We start from the raw sequence: 19,850 nt of genomic DNA on the forward strand, positions 1-19,850 counted from the left end.
TTACCTGAATTTAAAGGCACGGATCGCTTCGTTATTCATGGCGACCAACAAAAACTGCTCTTTGCCTTCACCGATAATTTTGAGGTCTCTAGCCTCGCCGACAAGACTCAAACCACCGGCTGCTTTATCGATCTCTTGAAAATTACCTTTTCCATCACCCAATAGGAGAATGCCATAGTTCGCATCGTATTTTCCAACTTGTGGTTTAGCGGCATGTAAGTTGCCCACGAGAAGAATGTCAACATGTTCATCGCCATTAAAATCATGGGATTGGGTTGCATAGACTGGGGCATATTGCGCCTTAGTTGGTAAATCCTGAACTTGAAAATTACCTTTTCCATCATTCCATAAAATGGCAGAAGCCAGGTATTGTACTTCTTGGTTGACTGCATTTTCAAGCTGTTCTGGTGTAAAGATATCCTCTAAGGTTTGATCGTTGTATGCTTCGAACTTCAGGTAGCGCTTCTTGATTTCCGGAATTTGCATTTGCAAATCCTGTTTCAAGACATAAGGCAAATTTCGGTCGTTTGCTATTCGTGTAAGGATTTGCTCAGGGCTCCCATTTTGATCGAAATCATTGACGTATACTCGAATGGGTTCTTTTTGGCTCGCCTTAAATCGTGAATTCAGGCCATGATTTCCTACGACAAAATCCATGTCCCCGTCATTGTCGAGGTCAGCGGCTTCAATTGAGTTGTACCAGCCTGCGTAACCTTTTCCTATGGCTTTATTGCTCAAACTCAGTTCTCCCTGATCATTGATCAGGACCTGTGGTTCCATCCACTCTCCAACAATGATCAGGTCTTTGTCCTTATCCCCATCAATGTCAACCCAAGTCGCGTCGGTGACTAACCCGATATTTTCTAGGCTTGGGGCTAAGTAGTCACCACTCGTGAAGCCATCATTTTTATTGTTGATGTACAGATAGCTTGTTGCCGGAACGCCATAGAGAAAGGGCCGAAGACGTGTACCCACAAATAGATCTTGGTAGCCATCCCCATTGATGTCGTAGGCGATGGCAATAGATGAACTGGCTCTGTTGGCATTCAATAGGGGGACCTCTGCTTTCGTAAATTGGCCTTTTCCATCATTGAGGTAAAGCCTGTCGCTGAGCGCAAGATCACCTACACCGTGTTCATTTCCACCACTGGCGATAAAGAGGTCTTGGTCGCCATCATTGTCGTGATCGTAAAAGAGCAAGCTAAGGTCTTCCGATAGCTTATCTTGTTCAAATGCTTCTTGCGGGCTCTGTTGGTAGGTCCCATCGGTTTGTTGAAGGTACAGCGTGGCAGAAAAACCCTTCGCTCCTCCAAAAAGGAGATCCTTTAATCCATCTCCATTGACATCCGCTTCAGCGATCTTGGGTCCTTCATTTGATCGCATATGATAGGTAAGGCGGTCTCTGTCAAAATCAACAAAAGCATTTTCCTGGTGCTGAAAGGATAATGTGCTACTGACATCAAATTCACGGAAAATTGCTGCATCCGATGTTTTGGTTTGTGCTGGCATGTCCATCGCGTCAGCCTGTGAAAGGGTCAACTCTTGGTCAGTGCTGACTTGGGTCAAACGACTTGCTTTACCATTTGGCCAAATAATTTCCAGTTCGTCGATCGTGCTGTTATTTCCTAACCCAACCACCGGTTTTGTGCCAACAGTTGATTGAAATCCTCTAATGGGCATCTGTTCGATATAGTATTGATCCTTTCCGGCCTTGATTTTGATCTTGGAACCTACACCAAAGAGGTTAGCGTCTTCCCCTTTCAAGTTGAACTTGATGTAATGCCGTTCAGGAAAAAGCTCATTGGCTTTGTTCTCGAAAATATTCGAAACCGCATTGATGTTGTTGACCACTAGGTCTAAATCACCATCATTGTCTAAGTCGCCATATGCAGAGCCATTGGAGTGCACCGGTTCACCCAAACCCCATGCTTCCGCCATGTTTTCAAAACGAAGATTCCCTTTGTTCTGGTAGGCATAATTGGGAATAGGGTTGACCGGGATGGGGTCGATCAAGGCGCGATAATTGGTTCGTCCATTGGATTTAATGGCCGCTTTTGTGTCTTCATCATCGATAAAGTTCAGGTAATCAAGATCCGTTATGTCTTGGTAAATGCCATTGGCCACAAAAAGATCCTTTAATCCGTCGTTGTCCATGTCAAAGAACAAAGCTCCCCAACTCCAGTCCGTCGCCTCGATCCCTGCCATACGTCCGACCTCAGAAAAGGTCTCGTCTCCGTTGTTGAGATGAAGCATGTTTCTTGAATATTGATAATGGTAGCCATTTTGAACACCATAATGATGCCTATCCCAGCTTTCGAAGGTAGTTACCTGTTTTATGCGTTGGTCAGGCTCCGGCAACATGTCAGTTACAAAGACATCAGGACGCAAATCGTTGTTGATGTCTGCCATGTCAGCTCCCATTGAGGCTGCTGAGATAGACTGCATACTGTTTTCTAGCACTTCATCGAAGGTGCCGTCGCCGTTGTTCAAGTAGAGATAATCGCGTTCAAAGAAATCGTTCGAAATGAACAGGTCTGGCCAATTGTCATCGTTGACATCACCAACCGTAACCCCCAAACCAAAGCCAATGATACTGCCGTAGATCCCGGCTTCTTCGCTAACGTCCACAAATTGACCATTGTCGTTGCGGTAGAGCTTATCGCCCCCAACCGGATCTCTTTTCGGTCGTTCGTTGATGCGCAGGTTGAATTCTCCAATGGCCTTGTACGAGTTATTGAGGAGGTAGACGTCGAGGTCGCCGTCTCTGTCATAATCAAAGAAAGCAGCATGTGTGGAGAACCCTTTGTCTGCTAACCCATAGGCCGCGGCCTGTTCAGAGAAGGTGCCATCACCATTATTGATGAACAGTTCATTTTGTTTATCATCTCCATCAATATCTCCGGAGTTGCAGACGTAAATATCTAAGAAGCCGTCGCCATTCACATCTGCCATGCTGACTCCCGTACTCCATGCCTTTGCACCGGCTACACCAGCTGTTGAGGTAATGTCTTCGAACTGTAACCCACCCAGGTTACGATAGAGTTTATTGGCTTGTCGATTGGAAGTGAAGTAGATGTCTTCGAGTCCGTCGTTGTCAATGTCTCCAATAGCCACACCTCCACCGTTGTAGAAGTTCCTGTAGGTATAAATGTTGAAGACGGAATCATACGTCAATGTATTAGTGAAATTCACCCCCGTTGCCTCTTCGCTCAACTTATTGAATAAAGGGGGTTGTTTTTGCTCAGTTGTACAAGCCAGTAACAGTCCAAAAAGTCCCAAGAAGCTTAAGTTTCTTAGTTTCATTAAAAATTAGCTTTTTTGATTACGCTCAATTTCGTTCTTTTTTGCCAAATCTGTAATGGTAACTAGGGCCGTAGAGATGTTCTTTCGGCCTAGGCGAATCTGTCGGTTGCCATCAACCTTGACCCAAATGGTTAAGGAGCCGTCGGGAGTTTCCACAGCAATGAAATCATTTCCACCATACCAGTCGATCAACACGTCTTTAAGTTCTTCGATCAGTAAGTCTACCGTTGTCTCTTCGTTCCAAAGCGCCCAATCCTGATAGCGAAATTCCATGGGCATTTCAATCATTTGTCCGTTGATGTATTTTGGGTAAAAAGCGAGGTTCGTGGGTCTGGAAAAGTCTTCACTTACATCATATAGCACTTGACTACCAACCCCGTTCGTAAAGAGTCCTTTGCTGTTCATCTCCCAGCAATAATCGAAAAAGTCCTTTTGTGTCATGCTAAACGAAAGACCTGCAAAAAGGCTATCGTAGACTATGCCGGTAGCGAGTTCCGCGTCTACCATGCGTTGGTATTCACTCTTCGGTTGACAAGCTTGTAAGCAAATAATACTTAATAAGATGAATAATGCCACTTTCTTCCTCATACTCCGTTACTTAATTCAATTCGAAAGCTAAGCTTTTCTCATTGTTTCTGATAAATACAATTACTTCTTTTTCCCCGATCAATAGCTTTTTGATCGCACGGGTTTCTTCGGGAACCCATAAGCCACTTTCCTCAAGGGGCATGGCCTCAAACCCACCTTCTTGAATTCCTAAAAGGACCAAACCATAAGACGCATTGTTACTTCCCAACTCCGGCTTCACTCGTTTTTGATTTCCTGCAAGAATGATATCGACTAACCCGTCACTGTTGAGGTCTTGCACATAACTCGCATATACTTGAGAAATTTGGGCCTCAAATGGAAATTCATACATGACAAACCCTTCTTCTGCTTGAAGAAAATAGGCAGAAGAAAGCTGCTGTACCTGATGTACTATGGAGTTGGCAAGCACCTCAGGTTCAAAGATTTGTTCGATCGTTTGATTTTTGTAGGCCTCATGTTTGACATACTTTTTCTTCAAGGGAGGCAGTTGTTTGATCAGATCAGGTAGCATCACTATCGGGTATGCTTGTTCATTTTCGTATTGCGTAATGAGTTGTTCAATACTGCGGTTTTGATCGAAATCATTCACGTACATCTTGAGCGGTTGGTCTGGACTTGCTTTGAGCCTGGTGTTCAGGCCATGGTTGCCACCAATGATATCAGGGCGACCGTCGCCATTGATATCAACTACGTCAACATGATGCCATAGTCCTGAAGTATTTTGGAGTCCAAAGCGTGCGGTGGCATTTTCAAATTGCCCCTCAGTGTTGATGAGAATGGTAATGGGCATCCATTCGCCAGCCACAACAAGGTCAAGGTCGCCATCAGCATCTAGGTCTGCGAGTTTACCGGAGGTGATCATGCCAAGGTCTGTAAAGGCAGGGACTTGAACCTCGACAAATTGCCCTGCCTCGTTTTCGTAAAGGTGCAAACTCCCTGCGATGCCGTAGGCAAAAGGAATCTGGCGAGTTGCTGTCAATATATCGAGGTCACCATCTCCATCATAATCGAATGGTTGAATAAACGAGGAGGGTTCGGCAATCGACTTAAATGCAGAAGAAGGCGTAAAATTGCCTTGTCCGTCATTGATGTACAGACGATCCTTAAGCTGTAGGTTGTTCAAACCAAACTCATGTCCTCCACTGCCTACTAAAAGATCGAGGTCTCCGTCTTTGTCGATGTCCACGAGCTGGGCGTCTACATCTTCACTGTTTTTGTCATAGTCAAATTGGATTTTTCTAAAGCCTCTTGTCGTTTGCAAGTGAATCTGGGCTGCTATTCCTTTAGATCCACCAATAAACAGATCCTCCGATCCATCGCCGTTGATGTCTCCAATAGCAACAGCAGGCCCTTCATTCGAGCTCATTTGTAAGATCAGTCGATCCCTGTCAAAGTCGGAATAGTCGTTTTCTTGATGTGCAATTGCCACCGCTTCGGTACTTTCGAACATGGGCTTTACGCGTGGATAATTCATTGAGATGCCCATGTACTCTTTTGCGGTCAGGTCAATGTTCTGATTGGGTTGTACTTTGGAAATGGTGCTGGTTCCGCCATCCGGCCATTTGACGATGAGGCTGATTGCTGTTGTATCAGTGCCCAATCCAAAATGCATTTCATGGGACATAGAGGACATATAGCCCTTCACAGGTGTATATTCTTTGGTTTGTACCTTACCATTGCTGACGACGGAGACTTTTGTGCCGGAAAACTTATATCCTTCCTTGCCAAAGTTGAGCTTGAGGTAATTACTTTTTCCAGCGTCAGAGCTGAGGTTTTGATAGAGCAAAAGGTCGCCATTGATGTTATTGATCACCAATTCAAGGTCTCCGTCCTGATCGAGATCGGCATAGGCTGCGCCATTGGAGAAGACTTCGTCAGAGAGACCTGCGTTATTCGCCACATTTTCAAATTGGAAATTTCCTTTGTTTTGGTATAAGAAGTTTTGAAGAGGAACAGATGGAATGACGTCAATTAGTTTGGTAATGACGACGCTATCTCTTTTATATTCTTCAAACTGGAGCGTATTGTTCGCGTAAAAGTTGATGTAGTCTTGATCGGTCAGGTCTTTGTAAATGCCATTTGCGACGAATAAGTCATCACGCCCGTCGTTGTTGTAATCAAAAATAAGGGCACCCCAGCTCCAGTCTGTGGCTTCGACCCCTGACAATCGCGAGACCTCGCTAAAAACAGGAAAGCCATCGACGTTTCCCCGGTTCCATTGCAGCGTATTTCTTGTGAACTGATGATGATACCCTGCGTCAGCGTTGGCTTTATGCTTGTCCCAGTTTTCGAATACGGTTTTTGTCTTGACACGTTCAGGGTCATTGGGCAACATTTCTGTCACGAAAATCTCAGGTCGGCCATCGCCATTCAAGTCTGCGATATCGGCACCCATAGAACCCATGCTGGTTTCAGTGATCGACCGTTCTAAGACTTCTTCAAAGGTTCCATCTCGCTGGTTGATGTACAGGTAATCCCGCTCGAAAAAGTCATTCGACACAAAAATATCGGGCCAATTGTCATTGTTGACATCCGCAAAGGTGACGCCCAGACCGTAACCGATGGCGCTTCCGTAGATACCAGCGGCTTCACTGACGTCTGTAAAGTGATCGCCATCATTTCGATAGAGTTTATTGCCACCTTCAGGGTCTCTTTTTTCTCGCTGGCCTTTTCTCAGGTCGTAAATACCAACCGATCGCGTGCTGTTGTTCAACAGGTACATGTCAAGGTCGCCGTCCTTATCGTAGTCAAAGAAGGCCGCATGATTGGAAAGCCCTTTGTCGGCGATCCCCCACTCTTCAGCAGCCTCTGTGAACGTGCCGTCTTGGTTATTGATGAACAGTTCGTTGTTTCGGTTATTTCCTTCTAAGGGGCCAGACTTGCAAACGTACAAATCAAGCCAACCATCCCCATTGACATCGGCCATGCTCACCCCGGAAGACCACACATTTGGACTAGCGACGCCGGCTTCGCGAGTGATGTCTTCAAAGGTTAAATTGCCCTTATTAAGGAATAATTTATTATCGACAAGGTTACCGGTGACATAAATGTCTTCCAATCCATCGTTGTTGATGTCACCAATAGCGACACCAGCTCCGTTATAAAAATTCCGATAGGTATAAGGGTTTAGTTGCTCATTATAGGAAAGGGCATTATTGAAGTTAAGCCCTGATGATTCGGCGGGTACTCGAACAAAGGACGGTGTTGTCTTACTTGCCTTTTGACAAGAGGAAAACGCATAAAAAATAACAACTAACCCAACTAAAAATCTCTTATCCAACAGCCTCTTATTTAACGATTTGAGGATAAAAAAAAGGACTTGCTAAAGCAAGCCCTTTTTGAATTATAAATGTAAGTTTTTACTAGTATCCAGGGTTCTGTTGTAGATCTGGGTTGGCATCAAGCTGTTGCGTTGGAATAGGGAAGATGTTACGGAAAGCTTGAGAAGCTGGTTTTTCCCACCAGGCATCATTGTACTTACCGAATCTGATCAAGTCAGATCTTCTATAGCCTTCGGCAAACATTTCTCTACCTCTTTCTGCTAACAAGATGTCTTCATCAAGTGTAGCCAAAGCAGCAACTCCTGCTCTTGCTCTTACTTGATTCACAAAGTTCAATGCAGCTCCAGGACGTCCTTGTCTCAATTCTACTTCAGCTTTCATCAATAAAGCATCACCATATCTAAAGATAGGCCAGTCATTACTTAAGCTTTGTGCAGCACCAGATTGGATTTCGAATTTACCCACTCTAGCACCTGCTTGACGCAATGAATTTGGCTCTAGCTCATTGATCTCAGGAGTGAACGTCAATGGCGCACCATCAGGATCATTAGCCTCGGCTGATTCATCTTCTAGTCTCTGTCCAGTTGAAGAGAACTGAGGACCCACCAAGAAGCTATTTCTTCTGGTATCGCTGGCATCATAGGAGTTGTAGAACTCTTCCAAAGAAGCGTAACCATTCCATGGCTGCTCTTGCATATCAAACGTGAATTGGGTCAAGTAGTGACCTGTCATCTGACCTAGGTTGAACCCACCTGCATTGTCTTGATCATAAGGTAATGTCAAGATGTTTTCAGAAGATCCACCGTTGTTAGTAGAGAAGTTAGCGAAGTAATTGTTCTCTAGAGAGAACGGACCGTTGTTGATCACGTCATCCAATGCTGCTTGAGCATCGGCCCAACGAGCTGAACCCGTATACACTTCAGCATTTAAGTAGAGTTTCGCCAAGATCATTTTAGCAGACCAGTAGTTCAACGTCGTTTTTGTATTGTCTCTTGACAATAAAGCGAGGTTGTCATTTACTGAAGCTTCGATGAAGTTGAATACTTCCTGACGAGAACTTGTTGGTGGTGTTGGATCATCATCTGTTTCCAAGATGATTGGCACATTACCCCAAGCATCGATCAACCATAGGTAAACCAAGGCTCTTAACACTCTTAGCTCCGCACCGAGTGCAGGAACATCTGGGTACTGTTGTAAGAGTAGGTTGATGTCCCCAATAGCAGTGTAGCAGTATGCCCAACCGTTGTAGATCGCACCCTCTTGAGGGTTATACTCATGTTTATGCATTCTTAACCACAAACCGCCATCGAACCAGTCACCACCTTTTTGTGCAATGACCATTTCGTCAGAAGCCACTTCATGGATAGACCAAATGGAGTTGTGACCTCCCCATGAACCAATGATTCGCTGATAGGCAGATGCTTTCAATACATCCGTCAACGCAGTGTTATCGCTGGTTGCCAATTCTTCAGCTGAATAGCCGTTGAATATTTCTTGCTCAGGTTCGGCACAGGCACTGACCAAAATCAGTACTGCGGCAAACCACGCTAAGCTTTTATTTAATTTAAACATATCTAAGTAGTTTACTATTTAATATTTACTGTGAAACCGAGAGTGAACGTTCTTGTTAGGAAGTAAGTGTTTCTTCTCTCAAGTCCTGGTGACAAAGCACCTCCAATACCACCCTGGTTTTGGTCTACCCATCTTACTTCAGGGTCTACACCAGCGTAGTCAGTGATAGTGAACAAGTTCTGTCCAGCAACATAAACTCTTAAGTTTTCAACCCAATCAGCAGTTGTTGGGATGTTATATCCAATCTGCATGTTATCCAATCTGATGAATGAAGCATCTTCGATGAATTGATCAGAGAAGAGAGGACCAGAAGTGATTTCCGGAGTTTTATCAGTAGTTACTGAGTTCCATGTGTTCGACCCAGCATCTTGGTTCTCATAGAAACCTCTGAATGAGTTGTATAGCTGGTGTCCGAAAGATCCTCTTAGGAAGAATGACATATCCCAGTCACCGTATACGAAAGAGTTATTCCAACCGAAATCTGCATCTGGAAGCGCATTACCTAAAATAGAGTACTGCGAGTTGTCGTTAGGGTCGATTCTAGTCGTTCCATCAGGAGCAACATAGAATGCAGTTCCGTTTTCAATGCCACCTAATTTAGGACCCCAGAAGTTACCCAAAGTCTCACCTACTCGGTTTTCAATCGTTGGGTTGTCATTCTGACCTGGAGATCCAGGAGCAGAACCTTGAGGTCTGATGAAATCAAATCCAAGTCCTCCTTCGACAGAGAGTGATTCGATTGTTGTTTTGTCATAGATGGTAAAGTTCACAGATGGAGTCCATACCACAGGACCTAAGTTCACGCCATTATAAGAAGCAACAAACTCAAATCCTCCAGAAGAAAGCTCTGCTAGGTTTACCCAAGTAGTTCCTGCTGTGTTGAAGTTTCCTGGATCGAATGGATTAGGAGCTCCAACAGGTACTGTAATAGGGAACAACAAGTCTTCTACGTTTTTCTGATAGTACTCAACAGCACCGGTGATCTTATTGTCCAATAGACCGAAATCAAGCCCGATGTTAAACTCTTTACGAGTCTCCCATTTCAACAACTTGTTCGGGTTTCTATTTTGCTGCGGAGAGATGTATACATCATCTGATGTAGTTGGGTCTCCGTCAAGATCAATTCTTGGTCCATTTTCAAATACACCAAGTGCCAAATCAGCAGAAGGAGGCAATGCACCTGTAATACCGTAAGAGGCTCTGAATTTCAATTGGCTTACCGGACCAAGGTCGAAGATCTCAGTTAACTCAGCACCAGCAGAAACTGATGGGAAATAACCAGTTTTCTCATCCTCACCGAAACCAGAGAAAGATTCTTGTCTGATACTAGCAGATAAGAAGTAGATTCCTTGGTAGTTCAAGTTCACTCTTGCGAATGCTGAATTCAATACGTCTTGGTTCTTGTAAGAATAGACGTTGGTGTTGTTTCCTAATCTTACCGCACCAGCACCTAGGTTATTCCAAGTGTTTGAGTCAAACAAGAATTGTCTAGTTCTTGCGCCGAAGCCTTCGAACGTTCTTTTCTGCTGCTCACCACCTAATAGAACAGTCATGTTCAAACCGTCAGTGATTTCTGTGTTGTAGTTCAAGGTACCCGTTACAATTTGGGTGAAACCTTCGTTGCTGATTCTCTCAGCAATACCTCTGTTACCTAAACCAAGGACAAGGTCTTTTCTTGACCAGAATGAGCCGTTCATCTCGGTGAAACGGTCTTGGTTGTATTGAACAGCTGCAGTTAAGTTATCCAAAATGTCAAATTCAGCTCTGTAAGAAGTCAAGAACGTTTTTCTTGATCCTCCGAATAATTGCTGTTGTCTAAGTGCTTCTGGATTGTAGAAATCAAAAAGGTCTCTTTGGAAGAATGGTCCTACTTCAGCTTCACGATCTAATGAATAAACCGGAGCAGTAGGGTTATAAATCATTGCATACCTAAAGATTTCATTGTTTCTCGCAGTGAAGTCTCTGTTAGTGAATGTTGCATTCACATTTAGTCTCAATCTATCGTTGATGGCGCTGTGAGAAAGGTTCAAACGAGTGTTCAATCTTTCGTTGCCGATTCCTTTTACAACCCCTTGGTTCTCCCGCCAGTTAACAGAAGCTCTGTACGACGTTCCTCCAAAAGAACCACTAACAGAAGCATTGGTTGCTTGTGATACGGCAGTTCTTGTTACTTGGTCGATCCAATCGGTGTCACCACCAAAATCGGTTCCACCTCTTGCAAGAAATTCTTCTGTAGAAAGAGGCTCGATTTTATTGAGTACCACGTTGTCAATCGCAACGAATGATCCCACTGAAATATTGGTTACACCTTGCTCGCTTCCACCTTTAGTAGTGGTGATCAAGATGACACCGGAAGAAGCTCTTGCACCGTAGATGGCAGCAGCAGAGGCATCTTTCAATACATCGATTGACGCGATATCGTTCGGGTCAACGTTGTTCAAGTCTGCGCCTGGTACACCATCAAGTACAATAAGTGGTGAAGCATTCGCACCGAAGGTAGAAACACCTCGTAGACGAATATTAAACCCACCGTTAGGGTCACCACCCGGACGTGTAATAGAAAGACCTGCTACTTTACCAGCCAAAAGCTGTGTAGGGTCGGCCACGTTACCTTTGTTGAAGTCTTCAGGTTTGATGCTGGCCACAGCACTGGTGATCTCTTTCTTTTCCTGAGATCCGTAACCTACAACGACAACTTCGTCCAATTCAGCATAATCAGGTTGTAAGACGATGCTTATCGTCGACTGATTACCTACAAGAACTTCCTGAGAAACATAGCCAATGAAAGAAAAGACCAATGTTTCGCTTGAGCTCGCCTCGATGGAATAATTACCATCAAAGTCTGTCGCAACACCTCTAGTGGTGCCCTTAACCGTTACGTTTACTCGTGGAATGCCTAAGCCGTCATCCCCACCAGTTACCGTACCGGTAATTGTTCTAGTTTGTGCCAGTAGCGTCCCTTGGAAACCAACTGACATAACAAGAAGGATTAGTAAAAACTTTTTCATACAATCATTTTTAATTTACTTGTTAATTGGCCATACCTCGCCAATAAAGTGCAATCGAATGCTCAAAGTACAAGGCTTGTACTGCATTTCATAGGTATTCTTTCTTAAAATTAACGCAAACGATTGCAAAAACAGGTGAAAACGGGTTAGAATAGGAACTATCAAGGAGTTAACTGCTACACGTTAAGTTTATAGATGAAAGTGCTCGCTAGATCAACGGGAAATAATCATCGACTGAATTGCTCCTCTGGCGTCTAACGATTCCACAAAAGATATGGGGCTATGCACGCATTCATTGACGCCATTTTTTAAGTTCGGTCAGAGGGAGTATTTTCGCCTAACTTACTGCCATGGACTGGAGCGAATTATTACATACGGCCGCCTATAGCGAACCGGTGACAAGCCGATCGCAATTTGATCGAGATTTTGATCGTATTATCTTTTCACATCCTTTTCGCCGGCTTCAAGACAAAACGCAAGTTCATCCATTGCCCGAGCATGATTTTGTTCACAACCGCTTGACGCATAGCCTTGAGGTTTCGAGCGTTGGCCGCTCACTGGGTAGAACCGTTGGGCAATGGGTATTGGCGCAACAATCGGCATTAGATAAGGTTCTTTCTGCGCATGATTTTGGAGCCATTGTTGCCTCAGCCTCTTTGGCGCATGATATTGGCAATCCACCATTTGGTCATTCGGGAGAGGCCAGCATTTCCGATTACTTTAAAACCCATGAATCGGAATTCAGCACGCTCTTTAGTTCGGAGCAAAGGGCTGACCTAACCAACTTTGAAGGTAACGCACAGGGACTACGCCTGATCGCCAAATCAGGTAACGATGGCCTCAAATTAAGTCTTCCCACAATTGCCGCCTTTATTAAATATCCCAAACCGGCGCTCCCCACGGTAGTATATAAGGATAGAAAAAGTCAAAAGAAGTACGGTTACTTTACTTCGGAGGCAGACCAGTTTCTTCATATTGCCAACACCTTAGGTCTGCATCAGCTGAGCGAATCCCAGTTTGTGCGGCACCCATTGGCGTTTTTGGTAGAAGCAGCAGACGACATTTGCTATAATGTCATAGACCTCGAGGACGGTTGTAACCTGGGTTTGGTATCCTATGAACAAACTGTCGGCTTATTTGGAAAGATTTTAGGCGAACGTTTTCAACCGGAAAAGCTTGAAAGAATTCCTCTAATGAAAGACAAAATCGGCTTGTTGCGCGCATTGGCCATTGGCGTATTGGTCGACCAATGTGCAGCAGAATTCATTGCCAATGAAGAAGCAATTTTGGCAGGAACCTATGATCAGGCCCTCGCAGATCATGTCGATGCCAGTGGAGCACTTGGAGAGATCAAATCGTTGAGTATCGAAAAGATCTACCGGTCTCGAAAGGTTGTGGAGATCGAAGCCGCCGGTTATCGCGTGCTGAATGGTTTGCTCGAAGTGTTTGTGCCTGCTTTAATAGAATCCTTTCAAGGGAATCGCGCATACCGGCATCAGTTGTCGCTCCGATTATTGCCGGATGATACCCTCCAGCTATTGAAAGCGGAAGAAGGCATCTACGAGCAACTGCGTGTGTTGCTTGACTTTATTAGTGGAATGACGGATTCGTACGCCGTTAACCTTCACCGAAAGATCAATGGAACTACCTTGCCGGGAATGAACTGATTCTGAGCTGTTAATAAACAATTCCATCGGTATGATTAAAAGGTGAAAATATTACCTTTGTGTCCTTATTTGAACATGTGGTCTAAATTCCCTCATATCGTCCTGAAATACAGGTTAATACTGATCATTACCTTATTGGCCTTTACGGCCTTTATGGGATATCAGGCGCGTAATGTCAAACTCGCCTTCAATTTCAACACGGCTGTACCGGAAACAGATGAAAACTATCAATACTTCCAGAGCTTTAAGGAGAAGTTTGGTGAGGATGGTAACGTGCTGGTGCTTGGGGCAAAAGACAGCAGCCTTTATGCACTTGAGCAATTCTTGGCTTATCGGGAGTTAAACAAGACGCTAGGAGAGCTACCGGGCATCACCAACGTGATTTCGTTGGCTTCGCTACAGAAGGTAGTGAAAAACACAGAGGAGCGCACTTTTGACCTAGAACCCCTCATTCAACAAGAACCGCAATCGCAGGCGGAGCTAGATGCCATTCTGCAAGAAGCCATGGGACTTAAGTTCTATTCTGGTCAGCTGCTGAATCCTCAAAATGGCGCTACGCTCATCTTGATCAACATGGAGCGAGATGTCCTGAACTCTAAAAAGAGGAATGACCTCATTGACGAGATTCGAGTGATCGGTGCAGCTTTTAGTGAAGAGACAGGAATCCAGCTGTATTACTCTGGGATGCCTTTTGTTCGTACGGTCATGCAGCAAAAGACAAGTCACGAACTCCGTCTATTTATTGCCTTGTCCATTGGGGTGACGGCATTGATCTTGTTTTTGTTTTTTAGGTCGTGGACAGCAGTGTTGGTGCCACTTTTTGTCATCGGAATTGTGGTCACCTGGGTACTTGGTACTGTGGCGCTTTTAGGTTATCAGATCAATGTGCTCACGGGGTTAATTCCTTCGATCATAATTGTCATTGGCATACCCAACGCGGTCTATTTGCTGAATAAGTTTCATCAGGAATTTGCCAAACATGGCAATAAGATGAAGGCGATCAGTCGGATGATCCGTAAGATTGGTCTGGTTACGCTGATCACTAACTTCACCACAGCGATCGGATTTTTGGTATTGGTCTCCACGGACATTACCATCTTGAAAGAATTCGGCTTAGTGGCCGGAATCAACATTTTGGCCACCTTCATTGTCAGTATGGTACTCATTCCTGGAGTACTGACCTATTTGCCACCACCAAAGAAGGAGCAGCTCAAACATTTGGAATTTCCTTTGGTCATCAAGTTTTTGACCTTGCTGGATCTATTGGTTCATCGGCACCGCTACCGTGTTTTTGTCGTTACGGCGATCATTGTGGGGTTTTCCATTTTTGGGGTGACAAAGCTGTATACCATCGCCTACATGGTAGACGATATTCCAGAGAAGAGTCAGCTCAAACAAGACCTTTATTTCTTTGAGAAGAATTTTGCAGGGGTAATGCCGCTCGAGATCATCATTGATTTTGGAGAGCCACGTTCAACTATTAATTCAAGAAACTTAAGAAGAGTAGACCGATTGGAGAGGGCTTTAGCGCCATTGGAGAATGTTTCTCAACCCATTTCCATTGTGTCCTTTGCCAAAGCTGTGCGTCAAGCCTTTTACAATGGGAATTCCAGTTATTACGGTTTGCCTAGTCCAAGCGATAGGAATGTGATCTTGAGCTATTTGGCTAACCAACAAAGCAAAACAGATTTTCTAAGTTCATTTGTTGATTCTACCGGGCAGGTCATGAGGGTCTCCTTGAAAGTGGCCGACATCGGGTCGCATAAAATGGACTCATTGATCAATCAAGTCATACAGCCCGAGATCGATAAGGTATTTGGAGATGATGTGGATACCGCCGTTACCGGTTCGACACTGCTTTTTGTCAAAGGAAATCAGTTTTTAATCGAGAATTTGAGGCAGTCTTTGCTACTGGCCTTTGGGATCATCGCCATCATCATGGGCATTTTGTTTGCCAACGTACGAATGATCATCATCTCATTGATCCCTAATTTCATTCCCTTGATCATGACGGCGGGTATCATGGGTTATTTCGGCATTCCTCTTAAGCCAAGTACGGTGTTGATTTTCAGCATTGCTTTTGGTATCTCCGTTGACGATTCCATTCACTTTTTAGCCAAGTATAGACAAGAGCTGTTTGCTAAGAATTTCTTTGTTCCGGTCGCCATTAGCAATAGTATTCGAGAAACGGGATCGAGCATGTTGTATACATCCATCATTCTTTTCTTTGGTTTCGTGATCTTCATTTTCTCTAGTTTTGGAGGAACCGTTGCCCTTGGTCTGCTCACCTCTATTACCCTATTCTTTGCTATGTTGACCAATTTGACATTGCTCCCTGCCTTGTTGATGGTATTTGATAGTGGAAAGCGCAACAAGAATTTTCATCCTTTGATCGAGCATTATGAATTCTACATTGAAGATGAGGATGAAGAGATTGATACAAAGAGTCTATTGATTAAAGAAAATGACCCCTTTGTCGGGTCAAGTAAAAAGGAACGTTAACCTCGTTTAAAAGGAAGAAGCGTGAAGAAATATACAGAATACAAGCAATCGAATTTCGCTCAGGTTGGTACCGAAAAGTTAACCTACTGGAAGGAGAACAAGGTCTTTGAAAGGTCAGTAAACGACCGAGAAGGGCAGCCTACGTTTACGTTTTTTGAAGGACCTCCTTCGGCAAACGGCACCCCGGGCATTCACCACGTCATGGCGAGAACGGTTAAGGATATTTTCTGTAGATACAAAACCCAAAAGGGATTCCAGGTCAAAAGAAAAGGAGGCTGGGATACCCACGGGCTGCCTGTTGAGCTTCAAGTTGAAAAGGAACTGGGGATAAAAAAGGAAGACATCGGTAAAAAAGTAACGGTTGATGAGTACAATCAGAAGTGCCGTGAAACCGTGATGCGCTTCAAAGACCAGTGGGATGATTTAACAGAAAAAATGGGGTATTGGGTCGACTTGGAGGATCCGTACATCACTTTCGATAAAAAATATATTGAGACGCTGTGGAGCCTATTGAAGCAGCTGTACGATAAAGGCTTGCTTTATAAGGGCTACACGATTCAACCTTATTCTCCTGCTGCGGGCACCGGATTGAGCTCTCACGAGCTAAATCAACCAGGTACCTACAAAGACGTCAAGGATACGACGATCACTGCCATGTTCAAAGTGGTAGGTACAGAAAATGATTATTTCCTTGCATGGACAACTACCCCATGGACCTTGGCAGCCAATAACGGCTTAGCGGTTGGTGCAGGAATTACCTATGTGAAGGTCAAAACCTTCAATCAATACACATTTGAGCCTATACAGGTGATTTTGGCAAAGGACCGTGTGAATGCCTACTTCCAAGCCAAGGCAAAAGAGTTGAAGTTGACAGACTATACACCGGGCGATAAATTGATTCCCTTTGAGATCGTTGAAGAGTTTACGGGAAGGGATCTAGCGGGAATGGACTACGAGCAGTTGATGCCTTATATTCCTATTGAAAAACCAGGCTGTACGGTCGTCATCGGTGATTTTGTGACCACAGAAGATGGAACGGGTATCGTACACATCTCCCGCACTTTTGGAGCAGATGATGCACGTGCTTCCGAGCAAAATGGGCTGCCTGGTGTATTCGTCAAAGACGAGGAAGGAAAGGATGTTCCCATTGTTGATAAACAAGGGAAATATGTAAAAGAGATTACTGATTTCGCTGGAATGTACGTCAAGAACGAGTACTACACTGAAGGCGAACAACCGGAGAAATCGCTCGATGTGCTGATCTCGATCAAGTTGAAGGAAGAAAATAGGGCATTTAAAGTTGAGAAGTACGAGCATACCTATCCGCACTGCTGGCGAACGGACAAGCCCATTCTTTACTACCCACTCGATTCCTGGTTTATTAAAACCACGGCATACAAACAACAACTGGTTGAATTAAACAAAACGATCAATTGGAAGCCGGCATCGACAGGTGAAGGCCGGTTTGGAAACTGGTTGGAAAACTTGGTCGACTGGAACCTTAGCCGTTCACGGTATTGGGGAACTCCCCTGCCAATTTGGGTTTCTGAGGATAAAAAGGAACAAAAGTGTATTGGTTCGATTGCTGAACTAGAAGCGGAGGTAGAAAAGGCCATTGCCGCTGGTTTTATGACCGAACCTTTGGGTGAGGATTTTGACCTGCATCGTCCGTATGTGGATGACATTGTTTTGGTGAGCGAAACAGGGCAAAAAATGTTTAGAGAGCCAGACCTCATCGATGTTTGGTTTGACTCTGGCGCCATGCCTTATGCCCAGTGGCACTACCCGTTTGAGAATGGGGATATTTTCAAAGAGAATTTCCCGGCAGATTTTATTGCTGAGGGTGTTGATCAGACAAGGGGTTGGTTCTTTACCCTTCACGCCTTGGGGGTAATGCTCCATGGTAGTGTGGCTTTTAAGAATGTGATTGCCAACGGATTAGTGCTGGATAAGGATGGGAATAAAATGTCCAAAAGACTCGGCAATGCCGTCGACCCCTTCGAAACCATTGCCCAATATGGACCAGACGCAACACGCTGGTACATGATTTCCAATGCCAATCCTTGGGATAACCTGAGGTTTAACATTGACCGCGTTGGTGAGGTCCAACGAAAGTTTTTTGGCACACTTTATAACACTTATAATTTCTTTGCGCTCTATGCCAATTTAGACGGGTTTACTTTCGAGCAGACCCCAATTCCATTGGCTGAACGAACCGAAAGCGATCGCTGGATCTTGTCGCGCTTGAACTCGTTGATCGAGGCTGTAGATCAGGCCTATGAGGAGTACGAACCCACTAGGGCCGCTCGCCTCATCACAGATTTTGTAACGGATGAAATGAGCAACTGGTACGTTCGTCTGAACAGAAAGCGTTTCTGGAAGGGTGAATACAACGACGATAAAAAAGCAGCCTATCAGACTTTGTATACCTGTTTGATCACAGTGGCCAAAATAGGAGCCCCAATTGCCCCTTTCTACATGGAGCAGCTCTATCAAGACCTGAATGCAGTGACCGGAATGGAAAAAGGAGATTCCATTCATTTGACGGATTTCCCTCGAGTCGATCAGGCTTGCATCAACCCTGACTTAGAGGAAAAAATGAGGTTGGCTCAAACCATTTCTTCATTAACACATTCCATTCGTAAGAAGGAAAAGATCAAAGTCCGTCAGCCATTAACCAAGATCATGATCCCGGTATTGGATGAAAGGATCAAACATCAAATTGAAGAAGTTTCTGAGTTGATCAAATCAGAAATCAATGTGAAGGAGATTGAGTTCTTGCATGACACCTCAGGGGTTTTGGTTAAAAAGATAAAGCCTGATTTTAGGCAGATTGGTCAAAAATTCGGTCCTAAAGTCAAGTTCATTGCTGCAGCCGTGAATCAATGGGGTCAAGAAGAGATCGCGGCAATCGAGGCAACGGGATCTTTTGAACTCTTGATCGATGGAGAGCCGGTTTCGCTAAGCTTAGAAGACGTAGAGATCAGCAGTGAAGACATTCCGGGTTGGTCAGTCGCTTCTGAAGGAAGGGTAACTGTAGCACTCGACATTCACCTAACAGATGAATTGAGGCGAGAAGGATTTGCCAGAGATTTTGTGAACAGAATTCAGAACTTGAGAAAAGATGAAGGTCTGGAAGTTCAAGACAAGATCGAGTTGTTGATTTCAAGTGACGAATCTTTTGTATTGGAGGCGATAACGCAGAACCAAGAGTATGTGTGTGCAGAAACACAAGCCTTGCGCCTTGCTGTTGTGGAGGCTGCCGATGCGCACACCCTAGAGATCGATGGGCACAATTTAGCCTTGAACCTACATTTGATTGAAGCCAACTAAGTACTTTTTATTCGTCCTGTTGCTGCTTATTGCAGATCAAGCCAGCAAGCTTTCGGTTGATGCGTTTATGCAGATGGGACCAGATGGAGAGGTTTCATTAATTGGCGATTGGTTTAAACTGCACTACATTCTCAATAGAGGAATGGCCTTTGGACTCAGTTTAGAGGCCAACAACGGGAAGTTCATTCTCACCCTCATAAGGATATTGGCTGCTGGCGTCATGGTTTACTTGCTTTTCCGCCTTTCGCGCCAGCGCTACCCAAATGGCTTGCTTTGGTCATTGGCCGCCATATTAGGAGGTGCCCTCGGGAATGTGGTCGACAGTGTTTTTTACGGGGTGTATTTGGAAAACGCGCCTTTAAGTGCTCCAACACCTTGGTTTCATGGGCAGGTAATCGACATGTTCTACATAGATCTATGGGAGGGATTTTTGCCTGATTGGATTCCCGTTTGGGGAGGCGTTGAAATTGCCTTGCTGCCTATTTTTAACCTGGCCGATGCAGCCATTTTTATAGGGATTATCTTATTGCTGGTTAATCAAAAGCGCTGGTTTCACAAACCATTTATCATTGAAGGGTGAATAGACTTTTTTTAAT

General features: G+C 44.5%; 9 protein-coding genes. 4 read left to right on the plus strand and 5 right to left on the minus strand.

Going from position 1 to position 19,850, the window contains the following annotated elements:
- From AC2D6U_RS11710 to AC2D6U_RS11730, 5 genes are all read right to left on the minus strand, one after another.
- Entirely contained in the window at positions 1-3,303 is a 3,303-nt protein-coding gene (locus AC2D6U_RS11710; RefSeq protein ID WP_484721173.1) for a VCBS repeat-containing protein, read from the minus strand.
- Positions 3,304-3,309: 6 nt separating this feature from the next.
- Positions 3,310-3,891, minus strand: coding sequence for a hypothetical protein (locus tag AC2D6U_RS11715; protein ID WP_484721174.1), 582 nt, complete (start codon positions 3,889-3,891; stop codon positions 3,310-3,312).
- Positions 3,892-3,901: 10 nt separating this feature from the next.
- Positions 3,902-7,171 carry a VCBS repeat-containing protein gene (locus tag AC2D6U_RS11720; RefSeq protein ID WP_484721175.1) on the minus strand — a complete coding sequence of 1,090 codons (3,270 nt, stop codon included), beginning with the start codon at positions 7,169-7,171 and terminating at the stop codon, positions 3,902-3,904.
- A gap of 82 nt (positions 7,172-7,253) precedes the next feature.
- Positions 7,254-8,744 (minus strand): RagB/SusD family nutrient uptake outer membrane protein, encoded by a 1,491-nt coding sequence (locus AC2D6U_RS11725; RefSeq protein ID WP_484721176.1) that lies wholly within the window; start codon positions 8,742-8,744, stop codon positions 7,254-7,256.
- A gap of 14 nt (positions 8,745-8,758) precedes the next feature.
- Entirely contained in the window at positions 8,759-11,752 is a 2,994-nt protein-coding gene (locus AC2D6U_RS11730) for a TonB-dependent receptor plug domain-containing protein (protein ID WP_484721177.1), read from the minus strand.
- A gap of 350 nt (positions 11,753-12,102) precedes the next feature.
- On the opposite strand from AC2D6U_RS11730, the gene AC2D6U_RS11735 reads away from it, so the two are divergent.
- The 4 genes from AC2D6U_RS11735 to AC2D6U_RS11750 all read left to right on the plus strand — a co-directional run bounded on the left by AC2D6U_RS11735 (position 12,103) and on the right by AC2D6U_RS11750 (position 19,834).
- The gene (locus AC2D6U_RS11735; protein WP_484721178.1) at positions 12,103-13,419 is read left to right on the plus strand and encodes a deoxyguanosinetriphosphate triphosphohydrolase; all 1,317 of its coding nucleotides are present in this window, start codon (positions 12,103-12,105) and stop codon (positions 13,417-13,419) included.
- Positions 13,420-13,494: 75 nt separating this feature from the next.
- Positions 13,495-15,921: an efflux RND transporter permease subunit gene (locus tag AC2D6U_RS11740; protein WP_484721179.1), complete on the plus strand. Its 2,427-nt coding sequence runs from the start codon at positions 13,495-13,497 to the stop codon at positions 15,919-15,921.
- A 21-nt stretch (positions 15,922-15,942) separates the two neighbouring features.
- The gene (gene ileS, locus AC2D6U_RS11745) at positions 15,943-19,254 is read left to right on the plus strand and encodes an isoleucine--tRNA ligase (protein ID WP_484721180.1); all 3,312 of its coding nucleotides are present in this window, start codon (positions 15,943-15,945) and stop codon (positions 19,252-19,254) included.
- Positions 19,241-19,834 carry a lipoprotein signal peptidase gene (locus AC2D6U_RS11750; RefSeq protein ID WP_484721181.1) on the plus strand — a complete coding sequence of 198 codons (594 nt, stop codon included), beginning with the start codon at positions 19,241-19,243 and terminating at the stop codon, positions 19,832-19,834. The genes ileS and AC2D6U_RS11750 overlap by 14 nt, the downstream gene beginning before the upstream one ends.
- The last annotated feature ends 16 nt before the right edge of the window (positions 19,835-19,850 follow it).

This window comes from Roseivirga sp. YIW32 (assembly GCF_057219245.1).